Annotated in this window: 27 protein-coding genes; 2 read left to right on the top strand and 25 right to left on the bottom strand. The window is 59.6% G+C overall.

Going from position 1 to position 21,001, the window contains the following annotated elements; translation table 11 throughout:
* Positions 1-67 precede the first annotated feature (67 nt).
* Positions 68-493, top strand: a complete 426-nt coding sequence (locus ACM6IV_RS18105) for a PA3611 family quorum-sensing-regulated virulence factor (RefSeq protein WP_007908738.1) — start codon at positions 68-70, stop codon at positions 491-493.
* Here the strand turns inward: ACM6IV_RS18105 and ACM6IV_RS18100 are convergent, their stop codons facing one another.
* Positions 494-688, bottom strand: coding sequence for a hypothetical protein (locus ACM6IV_RS18100; RefSeq protein ID WP_414871039.1), 195 nt, complete (start codon positions 686-688; stop codon positions 494-496).
* Between the two features lie 350 nt (positions 689-1,038).
* Here ACM6IV_RS18100 and ACM6IV_RS18095 point away from each other — a divergent pair, with 350 nt between their 5' ends.
* A complete protein-coding gene (locus ACM6IV_RS18095; RefSeq protein ID WP_414871038.1) occupies positions 1,039-2,157 on the top strand; it encodes a TIGR00730 family Rossman fold protein in 1,119 nt (372 codons plus the stop codon).
* A gap of 56 nt (positions 2,158-2,213) precedes the next feature.
* Here ACM6IV_RS18095 and recX read toward each other — a convergent pair whose 3' ends face one another.
* From recX to ACM6IV_RS17975, 24 genes are all read right to left on the bottom strand, one after another.
* Entirely contained in the window at positions 2,214-2,684 is a 471-nt protein-coding gene (gene recX, locus ACM6IV_RS18090; RefSeq protein WP_414871037.1) for a recombination regulator RecX, read from the bottom strand.
* Between the two features lie 8 nt (positions 2,685-2,692).
* Positions 2,693-3,751: a recombinase RecA gene (gene recA / locus ACM6IV_RS18085; RefSeq protein ID WP_077571370.1), complete on the bottom strand. Its 1,059-nt coding sequence runs from the start codon at positions 3,749-3,751 to the stop codon at positions 2,693-2,695.
* An 83-nt stretch (positions 3,752-3,834) separates the two neighbouring features.
* Positions 3,835-4,335 carry a CinA family protein gene (locus ACM6IV_RS18080; RefSeq protein WP_414871036.1) on the bottom strand — a complete coding sequence of 167 codons (501 nt, stop codon included), beginning with the start codon at positions 4,333-4,335 and terminating at the stop codon, positions 3,835-3,837.
* A 67-nt stretch (positions 4,336-4,402) separates the two neighbouring features.
* Positions 4,403-4,921, bottom strand: a complete 519-nt coding sequence (locus tag ACM6IV_RS18075; RefSeq protein ID WP_414871035.1) for a lysis system i-spanin subunit Rz — start codon at positions 4,919-4,921, stop codon at positions 4,403-4,405.
* On the bottom strand, positions 4,900-5,466 hold the full coding sequence (locus ACM6IV_RS18070; protein ID WP_414871034.1) for a glycoside hydrolase family 19 protein: 567 nt from the start codon (positions 5,464-5,466) through the stop codon (positions 4,900-4,902). Before ACM6IV_RS18070 ends, ACM6IV_RS18075 begins: the two co-directional genes overlap by 22 nt.
* Positions 5,467-5,502: 36 nt before the next feature.
* Positions 5,503-5,757, bottom strand: a complete 255-nt coding sequence (locus tag ACM6IV_RS18065; protein ID WP_414871033.1) for a hypothetical protein — start codon at positions 5,755-5,757, stop codon at positions 5,503-5,505.
* Positions 5,757-6,917 carry a hypothetical protein gene (locus tag ACM6IV_RS18060; RefSeq protein WP_414871032.1) on the bottom strand — a complete coding sequence of 387 codons (1,161 nt, stop codon included), beginning with the start codon at positions 6,915-6,917 and terminating at the stop codon, positions 5,757-5,759. Before ACM6IV_RS18060 ends, ACM6IV_RS18065 begins: the two co-directional genes overlap by 1 nt.
* An 18-nt stretch (positions 6,918-6,935) precedes the next feature.
* A complete protein-coding gene (locus ACM6IV_RS18055; RefSeq protein ID WP_414871031.1) occupies positions 6,936-7,382 on the bottom strand; it encodes a hypothetical protein in 447 nt (148 codons plus the stop codon).
* A complete protein-coding gene (locus ACM6IV_RS18050; RefSeq protein ID WP_414871030.1) occupies positions 7,383-8,279 on the bottom strand; it encodes a gp53-like domain-containing protein in 897 nt (298 codons plus the stop codon). It abuts the gene before it with no gap.
* A 41-nt stretch (positions 8,280-8,320) separates the two neighbouring features.
* The gene (locus ACM6IV_RS18045) at positions 8,321-8,788 is read right to left on the bottom strand and encodes a phage tail assembly chaperone (protein ID WP_414871029.1); all 468 of its coding nucleotides are present in this window, start codon (positions 8,786-8,788) and stop codon (positions 8,321-8,323) included.
* Entirely contained in the window at positions 8,788-9,714 is a 927-nt protein-coding gene (locus ACM6IV_RS18040; protein ID WP_414871028.1) for a hypothetical protein, read from the bottom strand. The genes ACM6IV_RS18045 and ACM6IV_RS18040 overlap by 1 nt, the downstream gene beginning before the upstream one ends.
* Before the next feature lie 30 nt (positions 9,715-9,744).
* Positions 9,745-10,302 (bottom strand): tail fiber assembly protein, encoded by a 558-nt coding sequence (locus ACM6IV_RS18035; RefSeq protein WP_414871027.1) that lies wholly within the window; start codon positions 10,300-10,302, stop codon positions 9,745-9,747.
* 7 nt (positions 10,303-10,309) lie between these two features.
* The gene (locus tag ACM6IV_RS18030; RefSeq protein ID WP_414871026.1) at positions 10,310-11,407 is read right to left on the bottom strand and encodes a phage tail protein; all 1,098 of its coding nucleotides are present in this window, start codon (positions 11,405-11,407) and stop codon (positions 10,310-10,312) included.
* Positions 11,408-11,545: 138 nt separating this feature from the next.
* A complete protein-coding gene (locus tag ACM6IV_RS18025) occupies positions 11,546-12,061 on the bottom strand; it encodes a phage tail protein (RefSeq protein WP_414871025.1) in 516 nt (171 codons plus the stop codon).
* Positions 12,058-13,209 (bottom strand): phage tail protein, encoded by a 1,152-nt coding sequence (locus tag ACM6IV_RS18020; protein ID WP_414871024.1) that lies wholly within the window; start codon positions 13,207-13,209, stop codon positions 12,058-12,060. The genes ACM6IV_RS18025 and ACM6IV_RS18020 overlap by 4 nt, the downstream gene beginning before the upstream one ends.
* Positions 13,210-13,222: 13 nt before the next feature.
* A complete protein-coding gene (locus ACM6IV_RS18015) occupies positions 13,223-13,822 on the bottom strand; it encodes a YmfQ family protein (RefSeq protein ID WP_414871023.1) in 600 nt (199 codons plus the stop codon).
* Positions 13,810-14,856 carry a baseplate J/gp47 family protein gene (locus ACM6IV_RS18010; RefSeq protein WP_414871022.1) on the bottom strand — a complete coding sequence of 349 codons (1,047 nt, stop codon included), beginning with the start codon at positions 14,854-14,856 and terminating at the stop codon, positions 13,810-13,812. Before ACM6IV_RS18010 ends, ACM6IV_RS18015 begins: the two co-directional genes overlap by 13 nt.
* Complete coding sequence (locus ACM6IV_RS18005; RefSeq protein ID WP_123452134.1) at positions 14,846-15,244, bottom strand: phage GP46 family protein; 399 nt, start codon at positions 15,242-15,244, stop codon at positions 14,846-14,848. Before ACM6IV_RS18005 ends, ACM6IV_RS18010 begins: the two co-directional genes overlap by 11 nt.
* Positions 15,244-15,753, bottom strand: a complete 510-nt coding sequence (locus ACM6IV_RS18000) for a phage baseplate assembly protein V (RefSeq protein ID WP_414871021.1) — start codon at positions 15,751-15,753, stop codon at positions 15,244-15,246. Before ACM6IV_RS18000 ends, ACM6IV_RS18005 begins: the two co-directional genes overlap by 1 nt.
* A gap of 143 nt (positions 15,754-15,896) precedes the next feature.
* Entirely contained in the window at positions 15,897-16,940 is a 1,044-nt protein-coding gene (locus ACM6IV_RS17995) for a phage baseplate assembly protein (RefSeq protein WP_414871020.1), read from the bottom strand.
* Positions 16,941-16,943: 3 nt separating this feature from the next.
* Entirely contained in the window at positions 16,944-18,179 is a 1,236-nt protein-coding gene (locus ACM6IV_RS17990) for a DNA circularization protein (protein ID WP_414871019.1), read from the bottom strand.
* Positions 18,166-20,163 carry a hypothetical protein gene (locus ACM6IV_RS17985; protein WP_414871018.1) on the bottom strand — a complete coding sequence of 666 codons (1,998 nt, stop codon included), beginning with the start codon at positions 20,161-20,163 and terminating at the stop codon, positions 18,166-18,168. The genes ACM6IV_RS17990 and ACM6IV_RS17985 overlap by 14 nt, the downstream gene beginning before the upstream one ends.
* A gap of 130 nt (positions 20,164-20,293) precedes the next feature.
* Positions 20,294-20,590: a phage tail assembly protein gene (locus ACM6IV_RS17980; protein WP_007908778.1), complete on the bottom strand. Its 297-nt coding sequence runs from the start codon at positions 20,588-20,590 to the stop codon at positions 20,294-20,296.
* A complete protein-coding gene (locus ACM6IV_RS17975) occupies positions 20,587-20,934 on the bottom strand; it encodes a phage tail tube protein (RefSeq protein WP_007908779.1) in 348 nt (115 codons plus the stop codon). Before ACM6IV_RS17975 ends, ACM6IV_RS17980 begins: the two co-directional genes overlap by 4 nt.
* Positions 20,935-21,001 lie beyond the last annotated feature (67 nt).

Raw genomic sequence — 21,001 nt, 5'->3', positions numbered from 1 at the left:
TTCGCCGCCACTGAACGCACAGTCACGTGGCTGGTCGAACCACCAGTCACTGAACCAGGAGAGTTTCATGCTGCGCCTTATCGTTCCCACCGCTGCCATTCTGCTGGCGTCGTCCTTCACCGCTCAGGCTGCTTCCCTGAGTGAGCAGAATCTGAACAGAGAGCTGCGCAACGTCGCCGCCCAGAGCAGCGTCGGCACGCCTCGGGCAATCAATGAAGACATTCTTGATCAAGGCTACACCGTTGAAGGCACTCAGTTGATCAACCACCTGAGCGTGCAAAAGAGCCACGCCGACAAAATGCGCGCTGACCCTAAAGCCGTATATTTCCAGTTGGGTGCTTCGGTGTGCAACAACCCGTCGTATCGCAAGCTGATGGCCAAGGGCGCGATCATGCGTTACGACTTCACAGAAGTGAAAACCAACAAGGCGATCGGTTCCGCCAGCTATCAGGAGTCGGACTGCCCGAAAGCCGCGCCGGCGAAGAAGAAGTAATTACCCCGAATTGGCGCGCCGCTGTTCATCCTCGGCGCGCAGTTCAGCCAGCAAGGCCTGTAAATAGTGCGAACGGCGCTCGCCGCCCGCCAGGCGTCGGCAGCACTCCTCTTCGAGACTGAGTTGATTGGTCTCGGCTGCCGCTTTCAACATTCGATACAGCTGCGTATCGATCTCCAGAATCACTCTGGCCATGTGTCCCGCCTCCTTGCCACCCGCAAATCCTTGAATCGCATGCGCCTGGCGTACGCTCAATGACGCAAAGCTGTCGTAAGGCGCCTGTACGTTAGTTAATCAGAGGGATTGCCGCTCGGCGCACGTTCGGACGAGTGGCGAAGCAACACGCGACAAACAATAATCGGTTGCCAGGCAAAACTTTACGGCGCAATGATCAAGTCAGCGCAAATGCGCGCCAGGGTCTAGATTCAGAGTATTCCCGATCATTTTTCAACGGCAGGAAAGGAACTGCCGATCGTGTGTTTTTTGCAGCGCGGCACTGACGCCGTTCGTCAGGGCCATCCGCTCTGTGCAGAAGGAGACGTTGAATGCCTTACCAACCGAATGACCTCTTGAGTCGTCATTTTCAGGAAAGCGGCCCCGACCTCATCAGCAAGGTCGAAGAACAACTCAACCGTGTTTCCCCCAACAGCCCGAACATCCCTATTTACCGCGACATGATTCTGACCGTGCTGCGCATGGCCCAGGAAGATCACAACCGCTGGAACGCCAAAATCACCTTGCAAGCCCTGCGCGAACTGGAGCAGGCGTTTCGGGTGCTGGAGCAATTCAAGGGCCGACGCAAAGTCACCGTGTTCGGCTCGGCGCGCACGCCGGTCGAACATCCGCTGTATGCCATGGCCCGCGAGCTCGGCGCAGCTTTGACCCGCTCGGGGATGATGGTCATTACCGGTGCCGGTGGCGGGATCATGGCGGCCGCGCACGAAGGTGCCGGGCGCGATCACAGCCTCGGCTTCAACATCACCCTGCCCTTTGAGCAGCATGCCAACCCGACAGTGGACGGCACCGGCAATCTGCTGCCATTTCACTTCTTCTTCACGCGGAAACTGTTCTTTGTCAAAGAGGCCGACGCACTCGTGTTGTGCCCGGGTGGCTTCGGCACACTGGATGAGGCGCTGGAAGTACTGACATTGATCCAGACCGGTAAAAGTCCATTGGTGCCGGTGGTGCTGCTGGATGCGCCGGGCGGCACATTCTGGCAAGGGGCGATGGACTTCATCCGCCAACAACTGGAGGCCAACCGCTACATTCTGCCGACCGACATGAAACTGATGCGACTGGTCTACAGCGTCGAAGAGGCAGTGGAGCAGATCAACCAGTTCTACAGCAACTTCCACTCCAGCCGCTGGCTCAAGCGCCAATTCGTGATTCGCATGAATCACAAACTCAGCGATCAGGCGCTGGAGCACATGCAGGAGGCCTTCGCCGATTTGTGCCTGAGCGACCAGTTTCATCAACACGCCTACAGCGGTGAGGAGCAGGATGAAGCGCAGTACAGCCATCTGGTGCGACTGGCCTTCGCCTTCAATGCCCGTACCCACGGACGTCTACGGGAGTTGATCGATTACATCAACCTGCCGGAAAACTGGGCCGATTCAAGACACCCAACAGCACAACGCAGCCGCGAGCCGTCAAAGGCAATCTGAAGGCAAAAAAAAACGGCCCGCTATTTTCATAGCGGGCCGTTTTTTATTGAATCGGTTTAATCGTCCATCCCTCGACCACTGAACAAGCGGTTGATCATCTCCATCGAGAACCCCCGATAGGCCAGGAACCGGCCTTGCCTGGCCCGTTCTTTCGCATCAATCGGTAAATGCCCGGAGAACTTGCGTCGCCACGTTTCCTGCAATTGCTCCTGCCAACTGATACCGCTTTCGCGCAGGGCGAGTTCGATATCGGCGCGTTGCAAACCGCGTTGGCTCAGCTCTTCACGAATTCGCAGAGGGCCATAGCCGGAACGGGCACGGTAGGAAACAAAGCTTTCAAGGTAACGGGCTTCGGAAAGCAGTCCCTCTTCCGTCAAACGGTCGAGGGCTGTTTCGATCAACTCCGCCTCAGCGCCGCGTTGACGCAGCTTGCGCGTCAACTCGACTCGACCATGCTCGCGACGTGCGAGCAGGTCCATGGCGGTTCGCCGCACCGCGACGAGGGTATCGAGTACGGCGGTGGTCATCGCTGCAATCAGATGTCAGCGTCGGCCAGGTCGTCTTCAGTCTCTTTGACTGCAGAAGCCTTGGAGTCACCAATCGCTGCTGGAGTCAGCAGTTTGTCACGCAGTTGCTTCTCGAGCTTCGCGGCGATTTCCGGGTTATCCGCCAGGAACTTGGCCGAGTTGGCCTTGCCTTGACCGATCTTGGTGCCTTCGTAGGCATACCAGGCGCCGGACTTCTCGACGAAACCGTGCAGCACGCCCAGGTCGATCATCTCGCCATTGAGGTAGATGCCTTTGCCGTAAAGAATCTGGAACTCGGCCTGACGGAACGGCGAAGCGACCTTGTTCTTCACAACCTTGACGCGGGTTTCGCTGCCAACCACTTCGTCGCCTTCCTTCACCGCGCCGGTACGGCGGATGTCGAGACGAACCGAAGCATAGAACTTCAGCGCGTTACCACCGGTGGTGGTTTCCGGGCTGCCGAACATCACGCCGATCTTCATGCGGATCTGGTTGATGAAGATCACCAGGCAGTTGGCGTTCTTGATGTTACCGGTGATTTTACGCAGCGCCTGGGACATCAGACGGGCTTGCAGGCCCACGTGCATGTCACCCATTTCGCCTTCGATTTCAGCCTTCGGTACCAGGGCTGCCACGGAGTCGACGATGATCACGTCAACAGCGTTGGAGCGCACCAGCATGTCGGTGATTTCCAGAGCCTGTTCGCCGGTGTCCGGCTGGGACACCAGCAGGTCGTCGACGTTGACGCCCAATTTGCCGGCGTATTCAGGATCGAGGGCGTGTTCGGCGTCGACGAATGCGCAGGTCGCGCCGGCCTTTTGCGCCTGGGCGATCACGGACAAGGTCAGTGTGGTTTTACCGGAAGATTCAGGACCGTAGATTTCAACGATACGGCCTTTTGGCAGGCCGCCAATGCCGAGCGCGATGTCCAGACCCAGAGAGCCAGTCGAAATAGCCGGGATCGCCTGACGGTCTTGATCGCCCATACGCATTACGGCACCCTTGCCGAATTGACGTTCGATCTGACCCAGGGCCGCAGCCAAGGCTTTCTTCTTGTTGTCGTCCATTAAAGTCCTCACGTAATCAATAAGGCCTGACGGCCAACACCTGTATAAGTAGCCAGTATTATTCCACAGCGTTCGCGGATCGCCTACCCCTGATTTTCGATTTCTCGTGCCGCTAGTCGCAGGAGCCCCTCTAGCGCGGCCTTCACCGTTTGTCGGCGGACTTCATCACGGTTGCCGGGAAAGTGTTGAACCTCAGTGGTCACCGTCTCGCCAACACCCCAGGCCAGCCACACCGTGCCGACCGGTTTGCTCGGCGAGCCGCCGTCCGGCCCGGCCACGCCGCTGACCGCCACGGCAAATCGCGCCAGGCTTTTCTCCTGGGCGCCACGCACCATCGCCTCAACGACCTCGCGACTGACTGCACCGACCGACTCGAACAGCTCGACCGGGACATTCAATTGCTGGGTCTTCTGCCGGTTGGAGTAGGTCACATAACCCGCCTCGAACCACGCCGAGCTGCCCGGGATCCGGGTAATGGCTTCGGCAATCCCGCCCCCGGTACAGGATTCAGCGGTCGTGACGTGGGCATTGAGCAATTGCAGACGTCGGCCAAGGTCGGCGGCCAGTTGAGTGATCTCTTTCACGGCGTGCTCCGGATCGTGTGGAATGCCTCCACCGTACACGAGCCGGTTGCGCTTTCAATACACAGACTCATTCAAAATGTGCAGGCGCCAGCGCTCTGACATACGCTTGGCAGGCCTGCAGGGCAATCAGTCCGCGGTCGCCGGTGTCGGTGATGGCGATAATTCGTTGAGCATGCGCCGGGTCAAGTCGGGCGCGTACGGTTGCATGATCCACGCCGCTGGCGCCGGCGGTGGCTGGCACGTTGCAGCCTGGGGCAATGTCGCCGGCGTCGAGAAGGACTGACAGGCGCACATCAGCAGTAGCAAGACGATCGCGCAGGCGATCCTGATCACGTTGGGCATCGCTCAGCGCTCGATAATGGGTTTGTTCACTGGTCGCCAGCCGCTGTTCCAGCGCCAGGCGTTTACCCTGCTCGGCCTGTTGCACTGTGGCGGCAGTCTGCGTCAGTTGATTGAGGGTTTCGGCGTTCAACCGGGCCTGCTCGGCCAGTTGCCGACCGTAGCGCCACTCTTGAAACTGCCAGGCCGCTGCAAACGCACCAGCGGCGAGCAACAGGATGCCGATCATGCGCCAGGGGATTGGCATAGTACCGCCCTCGCCCGCGCCCAGATTTCCAAGCGATCCTGCAAGCCGTTCAACCCGCCGTTGATTCGACGGGTGATGGCGTTGAACTCGTCGCGATCAGCCAATGCGTTCAAACCCTTCTGTTCCCAGAACCATGCTGCGGATTCGGCGGCCCATTGAGGTTGTTCGAGCAGTTCGGGCAGCGACAACAAACGTTCGTCGCCAAACAAACCGAGGCTGCACTGGCGATAATTACTGCGGCCAGTGATCTGAATCAGCCCGCGACCGCGATATTTCTGTCCATCGCCATCGGCCTCCGGAGTGTTGCCCAGACGCAAGGCCAACGTACCGGTGTCGTATTTGCTCAGGTATTGGTTATTGCCCAGTTCGCGCACGTAACGCAATTGACCCGACTCGTGGCCAACCTGCGCGAGGAACGCCGCGACGCGTTTGGGCGAGTCGATATGGCGGCGCGCCATGGCACTGTTGAGTGCAGAAACAAAAACGCCCGCTTGGGAGCGGGCGTTGGGCATGATGTCGATAAGGTTGCTTTCAGTGATTTGCATAATGCTTGATCCTCCCTGGATATTGCCCCGATTGAATCATGGTTGGCGGCCAAGGCCTGCCAGCCATTTTTTTGCCAGAGTTTTCAGGGTGCTGTCCGGCGCAGGTTCTTCGGGTGATGCGAAGATCCAACCGAGGGTGCCGAAGTTGGCAGTCCAATCGATTTGCGGTGCCGGCGTGATTTCAGTGATGTCGACCCAGAGCAGATCCGGATGAAACATCTCGGCCATATTGCCGTCGGTGGAGAACAGCTCGACCACAGTAGAGTTGACGATGCGTGCGTAGGTTTTCATCAGGCGTACTCGTAGATGATCACGGCGCCGGAGGCGCCTGCCGCGCCCGGTCTACCCGGCTGATTGGTTGTGTTAGCGATCCCGCCCGCGCCTGAGCCATAACCGGAGCCGGGTGCAGCCAAACTCAACGCAACACTGCTCGCATAGCCACCATTGCCAAAAGGTGAGTTCGCGCCGTGCCCGGCAAGTGTCGATCCGCTCAGGCACATTCCTGGATTGCCAGCCGCTCCTGCCGAATTGACTATGTTACCGCCCACTGAGGGTTGGCTGGGAAAACCACCCACATACAAACCGAAACCAGGAAGCGTGAGTGGACTATTCCAGGGAGAACCGCCACCGCCGGTGGCCGAAACCAATGAACCCAATGAACTTGTTCCGCCACTTCCCCCGCCAGTGCCGACAACCCCCGCTGCGCCTCCCGCGCCCACTGTAATGATTTGGCTTTGCCCGATTACGCCAGATGACAACCACGCTTGCGCATAGCTACCTGAAGCGCCACCGCCTGTGAGAGAAACCTCAGTAGAGTTCGTCGCACCGATTCCCGAGCTGCCACCTCCTCCACCGATCACAGTGACCAATACATTCTTCATCCCCACCGTCGGCACGTAGTTGCCGGACGCGGTAAACGTCTTTACTCCCAACAGCTGGCCGCTCAAACCTTTACCGCCACTCGCAGACTCCAGCACCCAACTCTCCAGTGCCCCGCTATAAATCACCGAACACACACTACCGCGAACAATCTCGGCAGGGCGTAACGCACCCGATGCAAGATTTACCAGCGGCTTGGGCATCAACCCGTTCGGTGCAAACGTACTCGCCCCGGTATTGGCATTACCGGCGGTAAAGCGCAGCGCCAAGCCGTCCTTCAATGCTGTAACCGCAGGCGCATAGTTGGCCATGTACAGATTGGCTGCGCCGATATCCGTAGCGTGTTTGTCTTCACCTGCCTGACTGATTTTTTTCACCGCTTGCAACAGTTGTGTTGCATCGGCTTCGCTCGGTTCAAGGCCAGCGGATTTGACAACATTCAACAACTCATCGGTGACGCTGTTGCCCCAAGTCGCCGGGATCAACGATCCGGGCAATCCCGCGAGGACGTCTTCATTGACGAACTTGCCGTCCACCAGCCCGACGCTGGGAACGTTTTTTGGATAATCCATTGTAATATCCCTGATGACTTACAGCGCTGCAGCCAACCACTTCGGCGCTACCGGCCGATGCTCACTGAACGGAAATAAAGAACCCTGCGGCCAGTCCCGCAATTCACGGCGATAGGTTTGCAATTCGGCATATTGCTCGGAGGTCAGGGTCGTGCCGCCACCGTCTTCCAGTTCATCGCGATCACGGGCCACCAGACCGTCGGTGGCGGCGAGTTGCGCGGTACGCCATGAACGCTCGATGTCAGCAGCTTCATCCGGTGAAGGCGGAGGTGGATCGACCAGAACCGGATAGCCGTTGTCAGCGCGCACGCCAATCACTTTCGGGGTGAGCGCCATCTGCTGTAGCAGAGATATCCAGTAGCCCTGGGGAATTTCGATAACGTCGTCGGGAATGTCCGTCGAGTTGATACCTGGTACATAAGCGCCCCGGGTGCTGGCGCTGAACAAAACATTGAACGGATTCATTCAGTAGCCCTTTGCAAGGTAAAAAACACCCCAGTTCGCACTGACGTCACCGGTGTAGCTGCGGACCTTCAGCCGGCAGCCCTGTTTCGTCGCAGAGGTGGAGTACATGATGACCATCGCGCCGTCGCCCCCCGAGTGGATGGCCACGATCGATGAAAACGCGTTGGGAAAAGAGATAGGAAAGCTGACATTGACTTCGCCTTTGGCATCCGTGGTGCCAACGCCCCACTGGTCGATGTTGCCGCTGGGATATCGTTGATAACCGACGTTGCCTACGACACCGGAATGCGCCGTGGCGTACCTATCGCTGACCGATCCCCCATACAATCGCCACTGATTGCTCAGCTTGATCAGAGATGCCGAATCACCAAGATCCAGCTTCAGCGGTCCGAATGTGCCATTACAGGTTTCAATCTGTTCATTGGCTGCCGGACTGATCGTCAAAATACCGGTGCCCGCGTTGATCACGTGAAGGGTACTGGCGTGGGCAATTCCGTTGATAGAAGGCAACGTCGCCGTGATCGGCGCGTTACTCGCAAAACTGGCGACTCCACCGATATTGGCAGCACTCAGAACTGTGCTCGCTCCATAGGACGCGAAACCGGAAAACTGCAAACCTGTTCGGGTCACAAATTCAGTCGTTGCAACCGCTTTGCCACTGTCGAATTGCGGCGCAGTCACAAATAACTTGTTACTGCGTAAAGCCCCCAGCAGCTGATCATTGGCGGACTCTGTAGGCGTAAGACCGGCAGTCTGGATGACCTTCAGTAACTCCTGCGTGACGCCGTTCCCCCAACTCGCCGGAATCAACGATCCCGGTTTACCTGCTACCGGATCCTCATCGACAAACTTGCCGTCCACCAGGCCCGCACTGGGAACACTTTTTGGATAATCCATTACTCACCTCCTGATCTGAAAACACATGCAACTTGATGGCGTTAACCAACATCAGCGGCGAACCACTCGGGGGCCGTAGGTCGGGAAACTACCGAAGGAAACTGGCTTGAATCAGGCCAGTCGCGCAGTGCCTGGCGGTATTCCAGCAACTCCAGATACTGCGCGGCCTTGAGCGTCGTCCCACGCCCCAGCGCCTGCTCGTCGCGATGCCGCGTCACCCACCACTCTGTGGCCGACAGGCTGGACTGACGCCAAGTGCGCGCTGCTGCCAAAGGTTCCTGTTCTTCGATGATGGCTTCGGTGGAAATGACCGGATTGTCGACTATCGGCAACGGCGCAATCTCTTGGCGCAGTTCGCCGATGGGCGCGCCGATTTCGATCGGCTTGCCCTCCGGCACCAGCACCATCGTCTCCACAAAAGCGGGGGCAAACAGTTGGGAAATCGCATAATCACCGGTATCGATCAGTTCGACCGCGACACCGTTTTCCACTCGTGCATAACGGGCCACTACTCGTACTCCCAGATTTCACAGAAGGCATTGCCGCCAACGCCGCTAAGAACAGAGGCGGACGCACTGGTCGAACAAGAACCACTGCCACCCGAGCCTCGGTTCCCTGGAGTACCGGGGCCACTGAGGCCCATCAACGGGCCACCGCCATCGAATGGACTCGCCCCACCACCACCGGCCAATACGCCCCAATTGGCGTTGTACATGGCATATCCACCGCCAATTCCACGCGCGTTAGCGAGGTTGCCCCCCGTGACGGCTTGCCCTCCGGCGCCACCCTGGACGAAGCTGACTGCCGCCGCTGTCACGGGGAAGGTCAGGATTTGCCCGCCCATGCCTCCCGCCGCGCTCATGTAGCTGCCAAAAGAAGCGCCACCACCAGCCTGTCCCATCGCGTTACGTGAAGCGCCCCCCGCTCCCAGTGAAACCGGTACACCGGCCATCATTTCCGCGCTCACGTCATACAAACTCTCGCCATAGGCGCCACTACCACCGCCACCGCCGATGCTGTGATAACCCGCCGCCACCGGCGCACAGCCGCCGCCCGATCCTCCCGCCCCGACCAGCCGCACACGAATCCGTTTGGCCCTTGGGTTGGGCTTGTAAACCGTGATCCCGACTGCCTCGATCTGCCGGACGGCCAGCAGTCGTCCCACCGCATCGGTGATGCCGTAGCCACTCAAGGTCGTCGGGGTGTTTTTCAGTTTGGTGAAGTCGACCAAGGCTCCGATGGCCGTTGCCAATTGGTCGGTTTTGGCTTCATCAGGCGTCAGCCCGGCTGCCTTGATCGCGTTGAGAATTTCCTGCGTGACACTGTTGCCCCAAGCGGCAGGAATCAACGATCCCGGTGTGCCGGCAAGCGGGTTTTCATCGACGAAGCCGCCGTTGACCAGTCCCACACCGGGGATAGTTTTTGGATAGTCCATTGCACTGCTCTCTTTGCTGAAATCAGTTGGCTACGGCTGTGCCGGTGCGACTGGCCAGGTAATTTCATCGGGGAAACCGGCCTGCTTTTCGATGCGGTTCAGCTCGACGCTGTAGAGCTTCCACTCGATCAGCAGCAGTTGTTCATCATGGCTGGCATCGCCAATGTCTTCGGCGTATTGCAAGGGCGCGATTCGTAGCACTGCATTGCGAAGCAAGGCATCACGCTTAGCGAAAACGATACGTTTGCGATCTGCCAGTTGCGCGACCTCATCAACCTGCCAGGCGTTATCCACCCAGACGTGAAAACCACCCGGATAAGGCAATCGGGTGAAGCCTTCCGGCAATTCACCCAGTTCGGTCCAGGTCTCGCGGATACCCGTGTCTATGCGATAAACATCACCGCGACAATCGACCTGCTGCTGCAACGAGCCGTTGTCATAAGCCCAGGCAAACCCCTCGGGCGCAGGGGAGAGTTCGATACTCAGCGTTACCGCATTGCTTGGCAGCTGCAGGCCGATCCCGGGCACCAGCGGAAACTCGACAGGCCCGCTCAACGCACCGCTGTCGTCTATCAAATAATTGAACATGTGCACCTCAGATCAGTTTGATTCGCGCGGGATACGCGATGTTTCGCGGTCGGGTTTCGCCGGCAAAATTGCCGATATTGCCGATGTAGGTATCCGAGTCGAATGCAGGGTTGGGATAGGTCGTTGCCACCGTCGCTGAAGTCGGTAAGAAATTGACGTTGGTGCTAACGTCCCACGCGGTATCCGGAATCGCTGGGGCAGGCTTGAAATTCGCCCCGGTCCCCGTCGGCAGATAGTGGTTGTGGCTTTGCAAGGCATGCATTTGCAAACTGCCCGTCAGACGTCCCGCATCCACGTTCCTGGTCTCACTGAGCACCCGCAAAAACTCACCACGAATTTCAGGAATTCGAAAGTTCGAAGCGCCATCGCCACTGGTCCAGCCACCTTCCCTTCCCGCTCGGGCAGCTTCGGTCGTCAGTGCTCCGGACGCCTGAGCAAAATCCCATAGCCATGGCCATTCGGACCGTTTGAACAGATCCCCGTTGGGGACGCCATACCCCCCCGGGTTAAGCGTGGTGGTGGTCTCGAAAAACGGGCGTCCGAGGGCGGTATTGTCAAAGCGCCCTATCGGCCACCAACTCCCCGCCCCATCACTGCGCAGATGCCACCAGTCACCACCGCCCATCAACACCAGAAACGGATAACCGCTGGCCGAGAGGTGGGTGTGAAAGCGAATCCTGTCGGTGCCGGATACTTGAACAACGAGCCGATTGCCGCTGTTGTCGGCACGATGAACAATCACATCCCGTACACCAAGGGCGACATCGGCCGGCGGTAGCGTCACGGTCACTGATGCGGGGCTGCCATCGATCAAGACGAGGCCGAGTTCCTGCTCAGCCAGCGCCCTGGAAGCTGCCAGCCGTGTGATCACCGAGCGCATCGGGCTGGCCTTGCCAACAATCGATTGAATGGCCTTGAACAATTGGCTGGTATCCGCCTCGGAAGCCACCAGCCCACCACCGCTGATCACACTCAGAATCTCCTGAGTCACACTGTTGCCCCACACCGCCGGAATCAACGACCCCGGCGTACCCGCCACCGGGTTTTCATCGACGAAGCGGCCATCGACCAGGCCTACGCTGGGGACGCTTTTCGGATAATCCATAGGTTGTTCGTTCCTTTGAAATGACAAATGACCGGCATCAGCGCAACGTTCTCTGCGCGCCTGTTCACGGTTTGTTTTCAGAAAATAAAAAGCCCACATTGACGTGGGCCTGGATGACGCAGAACTGAGGTTTTTGATTTAGCTGGATGGACCGTTGACCCGTTCGCGAATGGCGATCAATGCTTCGTCAGCAACGCTGCGCGCCAGATCCATGTTGCCCTTGGCAGCCTGCGCGCGAATCTGCGCTTTGGCTTTCAGGCGCAGCGTCCGCAGGGTCAGCAAATGGTCGGTCAGTTGATCGGCCTTGCTCAGAATCTGCTCGGCGGCCTGTTTGGCGCTGCGCCCTTTGGCAACCCACGCTGCGACCGACAGAGGCACTTCCTTTTTCGGGTAACCGGCGTCCTGATAAGCCTGTGCGTCGGCGGCGGCCTGGGCGTATTCCATGGCTTTGAGCGGGTCGCCGGCCAGTGCGGTACGAGCATTGTCAGCGGCGGCATCGACTTTGCTGCACAGCTGCTCGGCTTCCTGCTGTTCCAGCTCGGCGGCTCTGGCGGGATTCAGCTGCCACTTTTCGCCATCCCAATCATGAGCAACAGAAGGTTGTGCCAGGCGCAGACCGTCCTCGAACTGATGCAGTTCTTGAATGATGATCATCGGATCAACTCCCAGGAAAAACTGATGTTGACCGCTGCGGTGAAATTGACAGCGATACCTGATGCATAGTCAGACAAACCGTGACTCTTGAGCCCCATGCTGAACAGCAGTTCATCGCTTGCGGCGTTGCTGGCGCCCCAAGTGTGTTCCGTTTGGTAGCTCTGCCAAAGCGAGCGCAATTCAGCATGGTCAAAGCTGGCAGTGAGTGTCGAGACGGTCGTGTCACTCACGACGTTGCTGGAGAAAATCAATACAGGTGCATTTGCAGTTGCCCAGCCGTCCCAGTTACTGGATGTTCCAATCGTCGGGTTCAAGGAACAGTAATTGCCACCGAGCCACCCTGCGGGTGCAAACCCGACAGAACTGATAGCCGTCGGATGCGGCGTCGGATTGCCCACCACCAGCCGCGCCGCCCGCGCATGTGGATCGAGTGGAAGGTAAACCACACCATTGCCGTTGACTGTCTGTGTCCACGACAAGCGACTGCGGTTATAAATCGGCCGGACAATCGGTACCGAGCCGGGACCAGCCGTCACCACCCATGCCAGACAAAGATCCAGCGTCGTCGATTGGAAACCGCCTCCCGCCGCACCATTGATCGTACCCTTCAAACCTTCCGGAGTAGCGTCATAGATAGTGCCGCGCTGCATGTAGAAGGTCAGCACGCCGGCAATCACTTGCGCACGCAGAAAGTAACCAGAGTTAGGCAACAGATCGGCACTGCTCCAGGCTTGTGTCGTAAACGTGCGCGGACGACCCAACTGACCTGCCAGCACTTCCTGGCCCAGACTGATCAGTACACCGGGCAGAATCGATAACCGCCCGCCACTGGTAGCAAACGCGGTCGGCGTGATGGGCAATCGCCCGTCTGCCGTAGCAACGGTAGCGGTTGGCAAGGCGCCAATCGGCAACGCCGAATCCAGATTCCAGCCCTTGGCCGAAACGCTCTGAATCGCCTGCAACAACTGATCGTATTTCTTCTCGTCCGGGGTCAGATCCCCCGCCTTGATCACGTTGAGAATTTCCTGAGTTACCCCGTTACCCCAGTCCGCCGGAATCAACGATCCCGGCGTCCCGGTCATCGGGTTCTCATCGACAAACTTCCCGTTCACCAGGCCGGCGCTGGGCACACTGTTCGGATAGTCCATGGCTCATTCCTCCCTAGTCATAATTGATGTGCACCTTGGTATGCGCCGGCGCACTGCGATGAATCAGGCATTCCAGTGCCGAGCCCGGGTTGACGCCGAAGCGCTCGCCCCAATAGCTCGCGCCGTACCGCCGACCGAGCAGCAAACGCCCGCCGGTGTTGAGCGTCCACATGAACTGCGCCTCCCAGGTGCCCCAATGCGCCGCGCCGAAACGCGAACGGCCCATACGCGGGGCTTCGAGTTCGGTGATGGTGGCGTTGGGGTAGCCCTGGCTTTTGGCGATGTCGAGGTAGTAACCGACGGCTTGGCTGCCAACCGCGAGCAAGCGACGGCGGACGGCGAGGCGGCGGTCGTCGAACAGCGGCGTGGCGCCCAGGCACGGGTCGGGCAGGTTCATCACCCGTTCCCAGTCCGGTACCAGTTCGCTGACGCCGGCCGGGTCCATTTCGTTGAGCAGGTCGGCGGCACGTGCATCGAGGCGGGCCAGTTCGACGGCCACGCCTTGCAGCACTTCTTCCAGTTCCGGTACACGTTCCGGGTCCCACGCCGGGCCGCTGGGCAGCAAGGCGCGCAGTTGCGCCTGATATTGCGCGGCGGTTCTTATGCCCCCCATACGCAGCCTCCGAAGGTGAGCAGTTCGCTTTGCCCGGCAGGCACGTCAGCGGCCGGCGCGGTCAGCGTGTGATCGTACTCACCGCCAGCGCTGCTGATGGCTTCGCGGATATGGCTGATCAGCAACGGCACACCCAGATCGGCCTCGCGGTTGTGCAGATCGCGCAATTGCGCTTCGACGGCGGCGCGCACGGCGGTGGTGTCCGGATTGACGCTCTTGAAGCGATACAGCACCGGCACCTGAATCGGCCGCTGCACCTGCACTTGCGCGGTCACCGGACGCAACGGTTCGATGTATTCCTGAACCTCCGCCAACTGCTCATCGTTGGGCACCGGTTGCGGGTCTTCGTCACGCATGATGAACACCGTCACCGTGCCCGGTCCGAGCAAACCGCCACGACACCAGGCGCGAGTCACACCCGGCACCTCCAGTGCCCAGGTCTCGTAGTCGCTGGCCGAGCCACCGTGGGGAATGACGCGATAGGAACGAATCACCCGCGAGCGCAGCGACTCCAGACTTTCCCGCGCCACACCGCCGCTGAGTCCCGGCGCCAGCACAACAAAACTGTTGCCGACCACACCGGCAATCGGCTGCACCGGTGTCAGCGCCAGCCCGGCGTCGGCACTGCCCAGGCTGCCAGCATCCAGCGCCGCGATGGTAGTGGTGTTGCTGCCATTGACGGTGGTGCGCGCGGTAGTGACTTTGTAGGTGCGACCGTCGTTCGCTTGCAGCAACGTGTCGACGTCCAGCACCGCACCGGCATTGGCGGTAAAGCTGACGCTGCCGGTGGCGACTTGTGCGGGTTTGCGCGGTTGGTTCAAACGCAGTGCGGCGATGCGTTCCAGGGTCGATTCGTCGGCCTTGTCGGGCAGGATCTGCTCGGCGATCCAGTCGAGATAACCGTACAGACCAAAAGCTGCGCCACCGAGGGTACGGGCCAGCACTTGCGCATCGGACTGGCGCAGCGAATCGCCGGCCAGGTCGCTTTGGGTGCGCTTGATCAGCACCGGCAGCGAAGGGGTTTCAAACGGCATAGATCACCTGCCAACTGTTATCGGGGTTGATGTCCAGACGTTCGCCGTCGGCCAGGGTCAGGACCGTGCGCAGGTTCAGGCGCTGGGCGTCGAGGCGTTCGCTGATGATGTCGATGGCGCTGCAGTGGCCGTCGTCGATCAGCCATTGCAAGGCTTCGCGGGCATAGAACTCGGCGTCCATCTGCGTTTGTCGGGTCAGCTTGACCCGGCGCAACAGCCACAGCCGCGAGCCGATACGGTCGTCGGCAACGGTGGGAAAGCTGTCGCCCCACCAGCCAAAGCGTTCTTCGTCGTCGAGGGCGTCGTCATCGGCGGCGCGGCGCCAGGTAAACAGGCTGATGAGTACGGCGCGGGTCAGCGCGGCGTGGAGGTTCGGGCTGATCAGCATCACTTGCCTCCTGCCGGCACGCCGGTCTGGCCGTTGCCGGCCTGTACGCCGACGTGCACGTGGTTGATCTGGCTGATGCCACCGGCAATCTGGTCGCCGGTAGAGACGATTTTCCCGGTCTGATTGATCACTGGCGTATCGAAGTTCACCGCGCTGCTGGCGCGGATGTTCAGCGTGGCGGTCTCGATGTCGATGATTCGCCCGCGTTTGAAGTGAATCCTGTCGCCCTCGTCGGTGTAGATCGCCACCTCGCCCGAGGCCAGCGATTGCAGGCGATACCGGCGGTCGGCGATGACCAGTGCGATGGCGTGGGAACGGTCGCCGCCGAGAAAGGTGACGACACCTTCGGCACCGGCCAGCGGGTGGCTGGTGAAGCCGTAGGGTTCGAAGTGCTCCATGTCGTCGTTCACTTCGCCGGCGGTAAGGCGCATTTGCAGCGATTGCAGCTTGGATGCCGAATTGGCGAGCACGACAGTGCCGCGCGCCAGCAGGCGTGTCAGTAGGCTCATGGGGTGTCCTCAAGGAGCAGACCCGACACGGACAAAATGTGGGAGCGGGCTTGCTCGCGAAAGCGGTGGGTCAGTCAATAGGATGTTGGAGCTACCGACGCTTTCGCGAGCAAGCCCGCTCCCACAGGGGTTCGGTGTCAGGCTCAGGTTTTTTTCGGAGGGATTGGATCAGGATCGAAGGTATGCGGCGGCGCGACCTGCAGGGTCGTCACCGAGCCTTGCGCCGACAACGAATACGTCACCTTGGAGATCAGCATGTCGCCATCGAACCCCAGCACCGGATCCTTGACCTTGACCAGCGTGTTGTGGCGCCACAAATCGCCATTGGACTGGCGCCAGCCCTGCACCTGATAAGTGGTGGTCTGCGCCCGGCCCATGCGGGTGGCGCTCTCCCACTGGGCACGTTGCTGGGCCAGTTCGAACGTCAGCGCGGTGCCCTCGTTGATGATGGTGGTACGTCGACGTTTGAAACTCAGGTCGGCCGCGCTGGATTCAACCTCGCTGACCGCCGCCCCGCTCTTCTTGTCTGAACCTTTCTGCTGGCCGATCACCCGGTATTCGGAAAACACCTGGCTCTGATCCATCGGCGCACTGGCCGAGAGAATGTTCTTGCCCAGCTCCAGCGCATCACTGGCTCGACCACCGCTGCCGGGTTTGGCCAGCACCAGTCGGCCCTGCTCGTCATCGGTGGAAAACACCCGAAACAATGAGAGCAGGCGGTCGATCGACTGGAACACCGTTTCGCCTGGCACGATGGTGTGCTTGGCGAGCCGCGCGGTCTCGGGAATCTGATTGACCACCATCAGCGAGTAGTCCATCGCCAACGCCTGAACGATGCTCAGCAACGGTTGTTCCTGCCATTGATTGGGCCGGTTGGTGGCCGCGCAGTCGACCAGATCCTGAGTCTTGGAACTGCCCTCGATGCTCAGGCTGATCTGGCGACCGTCGTAGCTGATCGGCGCCTTGAACACGTAGCCGGTGAGCACCAGGTCCTGGCCGATTTTCACTTCGCAGGGGTCACCCGGTTTGATCCGTTGATCCACCGTCTGCCCTGGCCACTGCCAGGTGATGTCGAGTTTGAAGGTGCGGAACTGGCGCTCCAGATCAGCGGTGATTTCCACGCTTTTCCAGCCGCCGTATTCCATGTTGTTGACGGTCAGCGTGACATGGTTATCCATCTCGCTCATGGCTCACTCCCTGGACACTTTAACGTCGTTGGGGGAAAAGCCCGGATGGTTCATTGCGTTGCTTTGAGTTACCTGAGTCACCCGTGTGGCATCGGCAAATTGCTTGTACGCCACCACCAGCGCCGGCAGGCTTTCCTGGAACGATTTGGTGACCTGTCGCACACCGGATGACGCCACTGCCTTGAGATGCGCGATCAGCGCTTCCTTCACATCGTTGATTGCCTGGTGATGCTTGGGATCGGCCTTGTCCAGCATCGGATCAATGGCCACCCCGACTGCCTTCTGCAGCGCTTTCATTTCGTCGGTCACCGGTACTTCCTGACGGGTCACCGGTTGATCCGCCTGATGCGCCACCGAAGGTGTCGACGTCAGTTTTACCGTCGGGGTCGCCACCGGCATCGACGCCACCCACTGCGCCACTTTGACCAGCATCGTGTCCTGCACCAGATCGGCCATGGCTTGCGCCGCGGCGTTGGTGTCCTTGCCGGTGGTGATCTTCGGTGCATCAGCCTTGCGGATGGCTTCGAGTTGTTGGGACACGTCGGCAATCACGCCACGGTAGCCCTCCTTCGCGAATTCCTTGAGCTCCTTGATATCGCCGAGCAAGCCCTTGAACTCCGCTGCCACTTCCTTGGGCAACTCCTTCACGGCTTTGACCAGTTCAGTGATCTGCTTGTACTGCTCGATCAGCGGTTTGAGCTGCTCTTTGATCACCTCATAGACCCCGGTCAGGCTGTTGCGCAGATTGGCAATGCCGATCCGTGCAGCCTTGATCAGCGTCATCGCCTGCTCGAATCGCGCCACCGCCGAACCCAGCAACGTATCAGCCTTGGCCAACAGGACTTTTTGCGTACTGACAGTGGCGGTCGGAAACGGCAATGGCCGGTCGGGGTAGAACTTCAGACTGAACGTCACCAGCCCGCCGTCCTGGCGGGTGTGGGTCATGTCGCATTCGCCGACCTTGACTTGCAGGCGTCCCAGCCACGGGTGCACCAGCTCGCCACTGCCCTGCTCCAGCGCCTTGAGCAGCTTGTCGCGCTGCTCCAGGCAATCGGCGCCGATGATGAACGCCGTCAGGTCGTGGGTCTTGGCCTGCTGGCCGAGATCCTCGAAATACGGCAGGTCGCGTTGCGGGTATTCGTGCAACTGCCCCTTGCGACCGACCGGGGTTTTCGCCTGATCGATCCAGAACCCGACACCGCGAAAGGATGCCGGCAACAAACGGTCACGCCAGTTCATTGGAACCTCCCATCGACAGCGAGCGATAGCCGATGCGCGAAGACAGCGCCAGGCCCGGTTGATTGGTTTGCGGTTGATCGGTGCGCAGCCCTGCCGGCGCATTTTCGAAGCGCACGGTCAGGCCGCCTTCGAGTTGTGTGCGGTTGTTGGCGGCGCTTTGCTGGATCAGGGCGCTGGAAGATTGTGGCAACGTGCTGTTGAGTGCCGCGCCACCGGCGGTTGCCGCGGTGCCGGTGCCCGTGAGGGTTGCAAAGACGCCCGAGAAGTTGCCACCGAGCAGTTCTTTTAGCTGCCCGAAAATCCCTTGCAGCTTTGTCCACATGTCGCTGAACCAAGTCAGTACCGGCTGCCATTTCTGCTGGATCGACTCCAGCGGCGACTGGCTGAAGAGATCGCCGAAGAGGCTCTTCACCACTTGTGCATCGGTGGTCAACGAGGTCCACAAACCGGAGAAATAGTCGGTCACGCCGCTCCAGGCCGCCGTTGCCGACTCCACCGGCAAGACGTCGAACACGTTGCGCAGGTTGTCCTGCAACGCGGCCATCGATGCCCGCAGGACATCCCAAAGCGCTGAAAAAACGCCGGCCACGGGTTGCCAAGCCGATTCAATCATCGCCACCGGCGATTGCGTGAAGACCGATTTGACCTGCTCCCACTGCGCCGCTGCATTGCCTGCAACACCACCAACAAGATTGCCAAACACATTGTTCAGCGAACCCCAGGCGCTAATAATCGTCTGCACTGGCGACCAGTTGAACTTCGCCTTGAGTGCATCAATTCCGGCAGAAGCTTTGGCCTCTGCTCCGGCGAAGAAATCACTGACGATACTGCTCGCGGTGGCCAAAGCCTTGCTCATCACTTCACTCGGCGAGAAACCGAATTTCGCCCTGAGCTTGTCGATACCCGCTTGCGCATCCGCCATGGTGCTGACAAAGAAATCACTGACAACACCGCTGGCTTTCGCTAATGCTTTGTTCCACACCTCACGCGGTGAGAAATCGAACTTCGCCCTGAGCTTGTCGATACCGGCTTGCGCGTCTGCCATCGTACTGGCGAAGAAATCGCTGACAACACTGCTGGCTTTCGCCAGTGCCTTGTTCCACACCTCACGCGGCGAGAAATCGAACCTGGCCTTTAGCTTGGCGATCCCCGCTTGTGCATCCGCCACCAAGCCGTCGTAGTACTTGCCGACGCTATCGACACCTGCATGAAAGTCCGCGCGGATCTCTCCCCACTTTCTGCTGATCCAGGCACCCATCGAGTCGATCGCCTGCCCGATCTTCGCCACGCCGGCTTTGAACGCCGCCGCCACGGAGTCCCACATCCCGCTGAAGAATCCGGAAATTGATGCCCAGTTATTGGTGATCAACCGTGCGCCGATCACGATTACGGCAACAGCTGCCGCAATCACGGCAGCAATCAGGCCAATGGGCGAGGTCAGAATTCCCAGCACCGCGACCAGCCCCATCGCCCCGACCGTAACCACTGTAAACGCCACGGCAGCGGCTGCCAGCCCTTCAACCAGATACGGATTGCTGGCGACGAACTGGCCGATGGACGTCATCACCGGTGTCAGCGCCGTAACGATGCCGTTAACCGCCGGCAACAATGCCTGACCGATTTTCAGCGAGATGTTGTCCAGCGCCTTGTTGAATTTCTCCAGGTTGGCCGAGGTTTCCCCCTGCACCACCTTCGGCACTTTCAGCCCCTTGAGTGCCCTGGCTTTTTTCGCCAATGCATCCTGCGCTTCGATGGCCTTTTTGATGCCGTCCTGAAAAGGCTTGAGCAGACCACCTTCGGCAATGAAGCCGGCGACGTCCAGCGGCTCAAGGCCGCTGTCTTCCATGCTTTTCTTGAATGCTGCGACCTTGCCGCGCAGCCCCTTCATCTCGGTCTCCATCTTCTCGGCGCCCTTGAGCACCACGAGCATGTTGACCGTAACGGGAAAGTTCTGCGGGATCAGGCTCAAATTTGTATTCGCCATCACTGCACCTGCTGCATCGCATTGATCCGTTGCGCGTGCTCCAGCGATTCGCGGAGCACATCCAGTGGCCTGGCCATCATCTGTTCAGGGTCAACCTTCCAGAACCAGGCCAGGTCATAGGCGACAGCGATCAGGTCGGTGATGGCGCCGACGCCGCACTCATGAAAAAACTCGCAACGGCCCAGCTCAGCGCGTTGAGGTCAGCCAGATCCAGCTGGTTGACCGACGACGGCGGAATGCCGGCGCACACGGCGATGTATTTGGCCGCCACGTCCATGTCGAGGCTGACTTCTTCGCTCTTGTCGATCTTGTACGGCAGCGCCTTGATCGCTCGCACCTCCTGCACCGTCGGACGGCGCAGGACGAGTTCGGTCAAAGGCTCGCCGTGAGCTTCGATCGCAACTTGAAGCTTCACGGCGCCGCTCATTGCCAGGTCCCCTTGATGCCTTCGAATTTCAGTTCGATGGTGGCGTCATCGCCTTTGGAGACTGGCTCTTCGACCAGGTAGGCACCGGCCAGCACGTAGACTTTGCCGTTGCTGAATTCGCAGGTGACAGTGATGTCGGTGCCTTCAATCAGCTTCTTCAGCGGGAAGTCGGCGGTGTGCAGCGCGGTCACCTTGAACGACGGCGCGATGTCGGTTTCCTTGTAGAAGCCGGGTACGACGGTTTCGCGTTTGACCGCCATCAGCGGGGCTTCGCAGCCGCCATTGATGGTCAGTTGTGCGCCGTCGACTTTGACGTAGCAGGTGCCTGCAATCAGTTGACCCATGGTGTTACTCCCTTGAATAAAAAAGCCCACGCGAGGTGGGCTGAAAACGTGCCGTCAAACGCGCGGA

Origin of the sequence: Pseudomonas sp. IT-347P (assembly GCF_949768005.1) — a bacterium.
Lineage (GTDB): Bacteria > Pseudomonadota > Gammaproteobacteria > Pseudomonadales > Pseudomonadaceae > Aquipseudomonas.
Note: the sequence above shows the minus strand (reverse complement) of the source record. Positions and strands in the feature narration are given on the sequence as shown.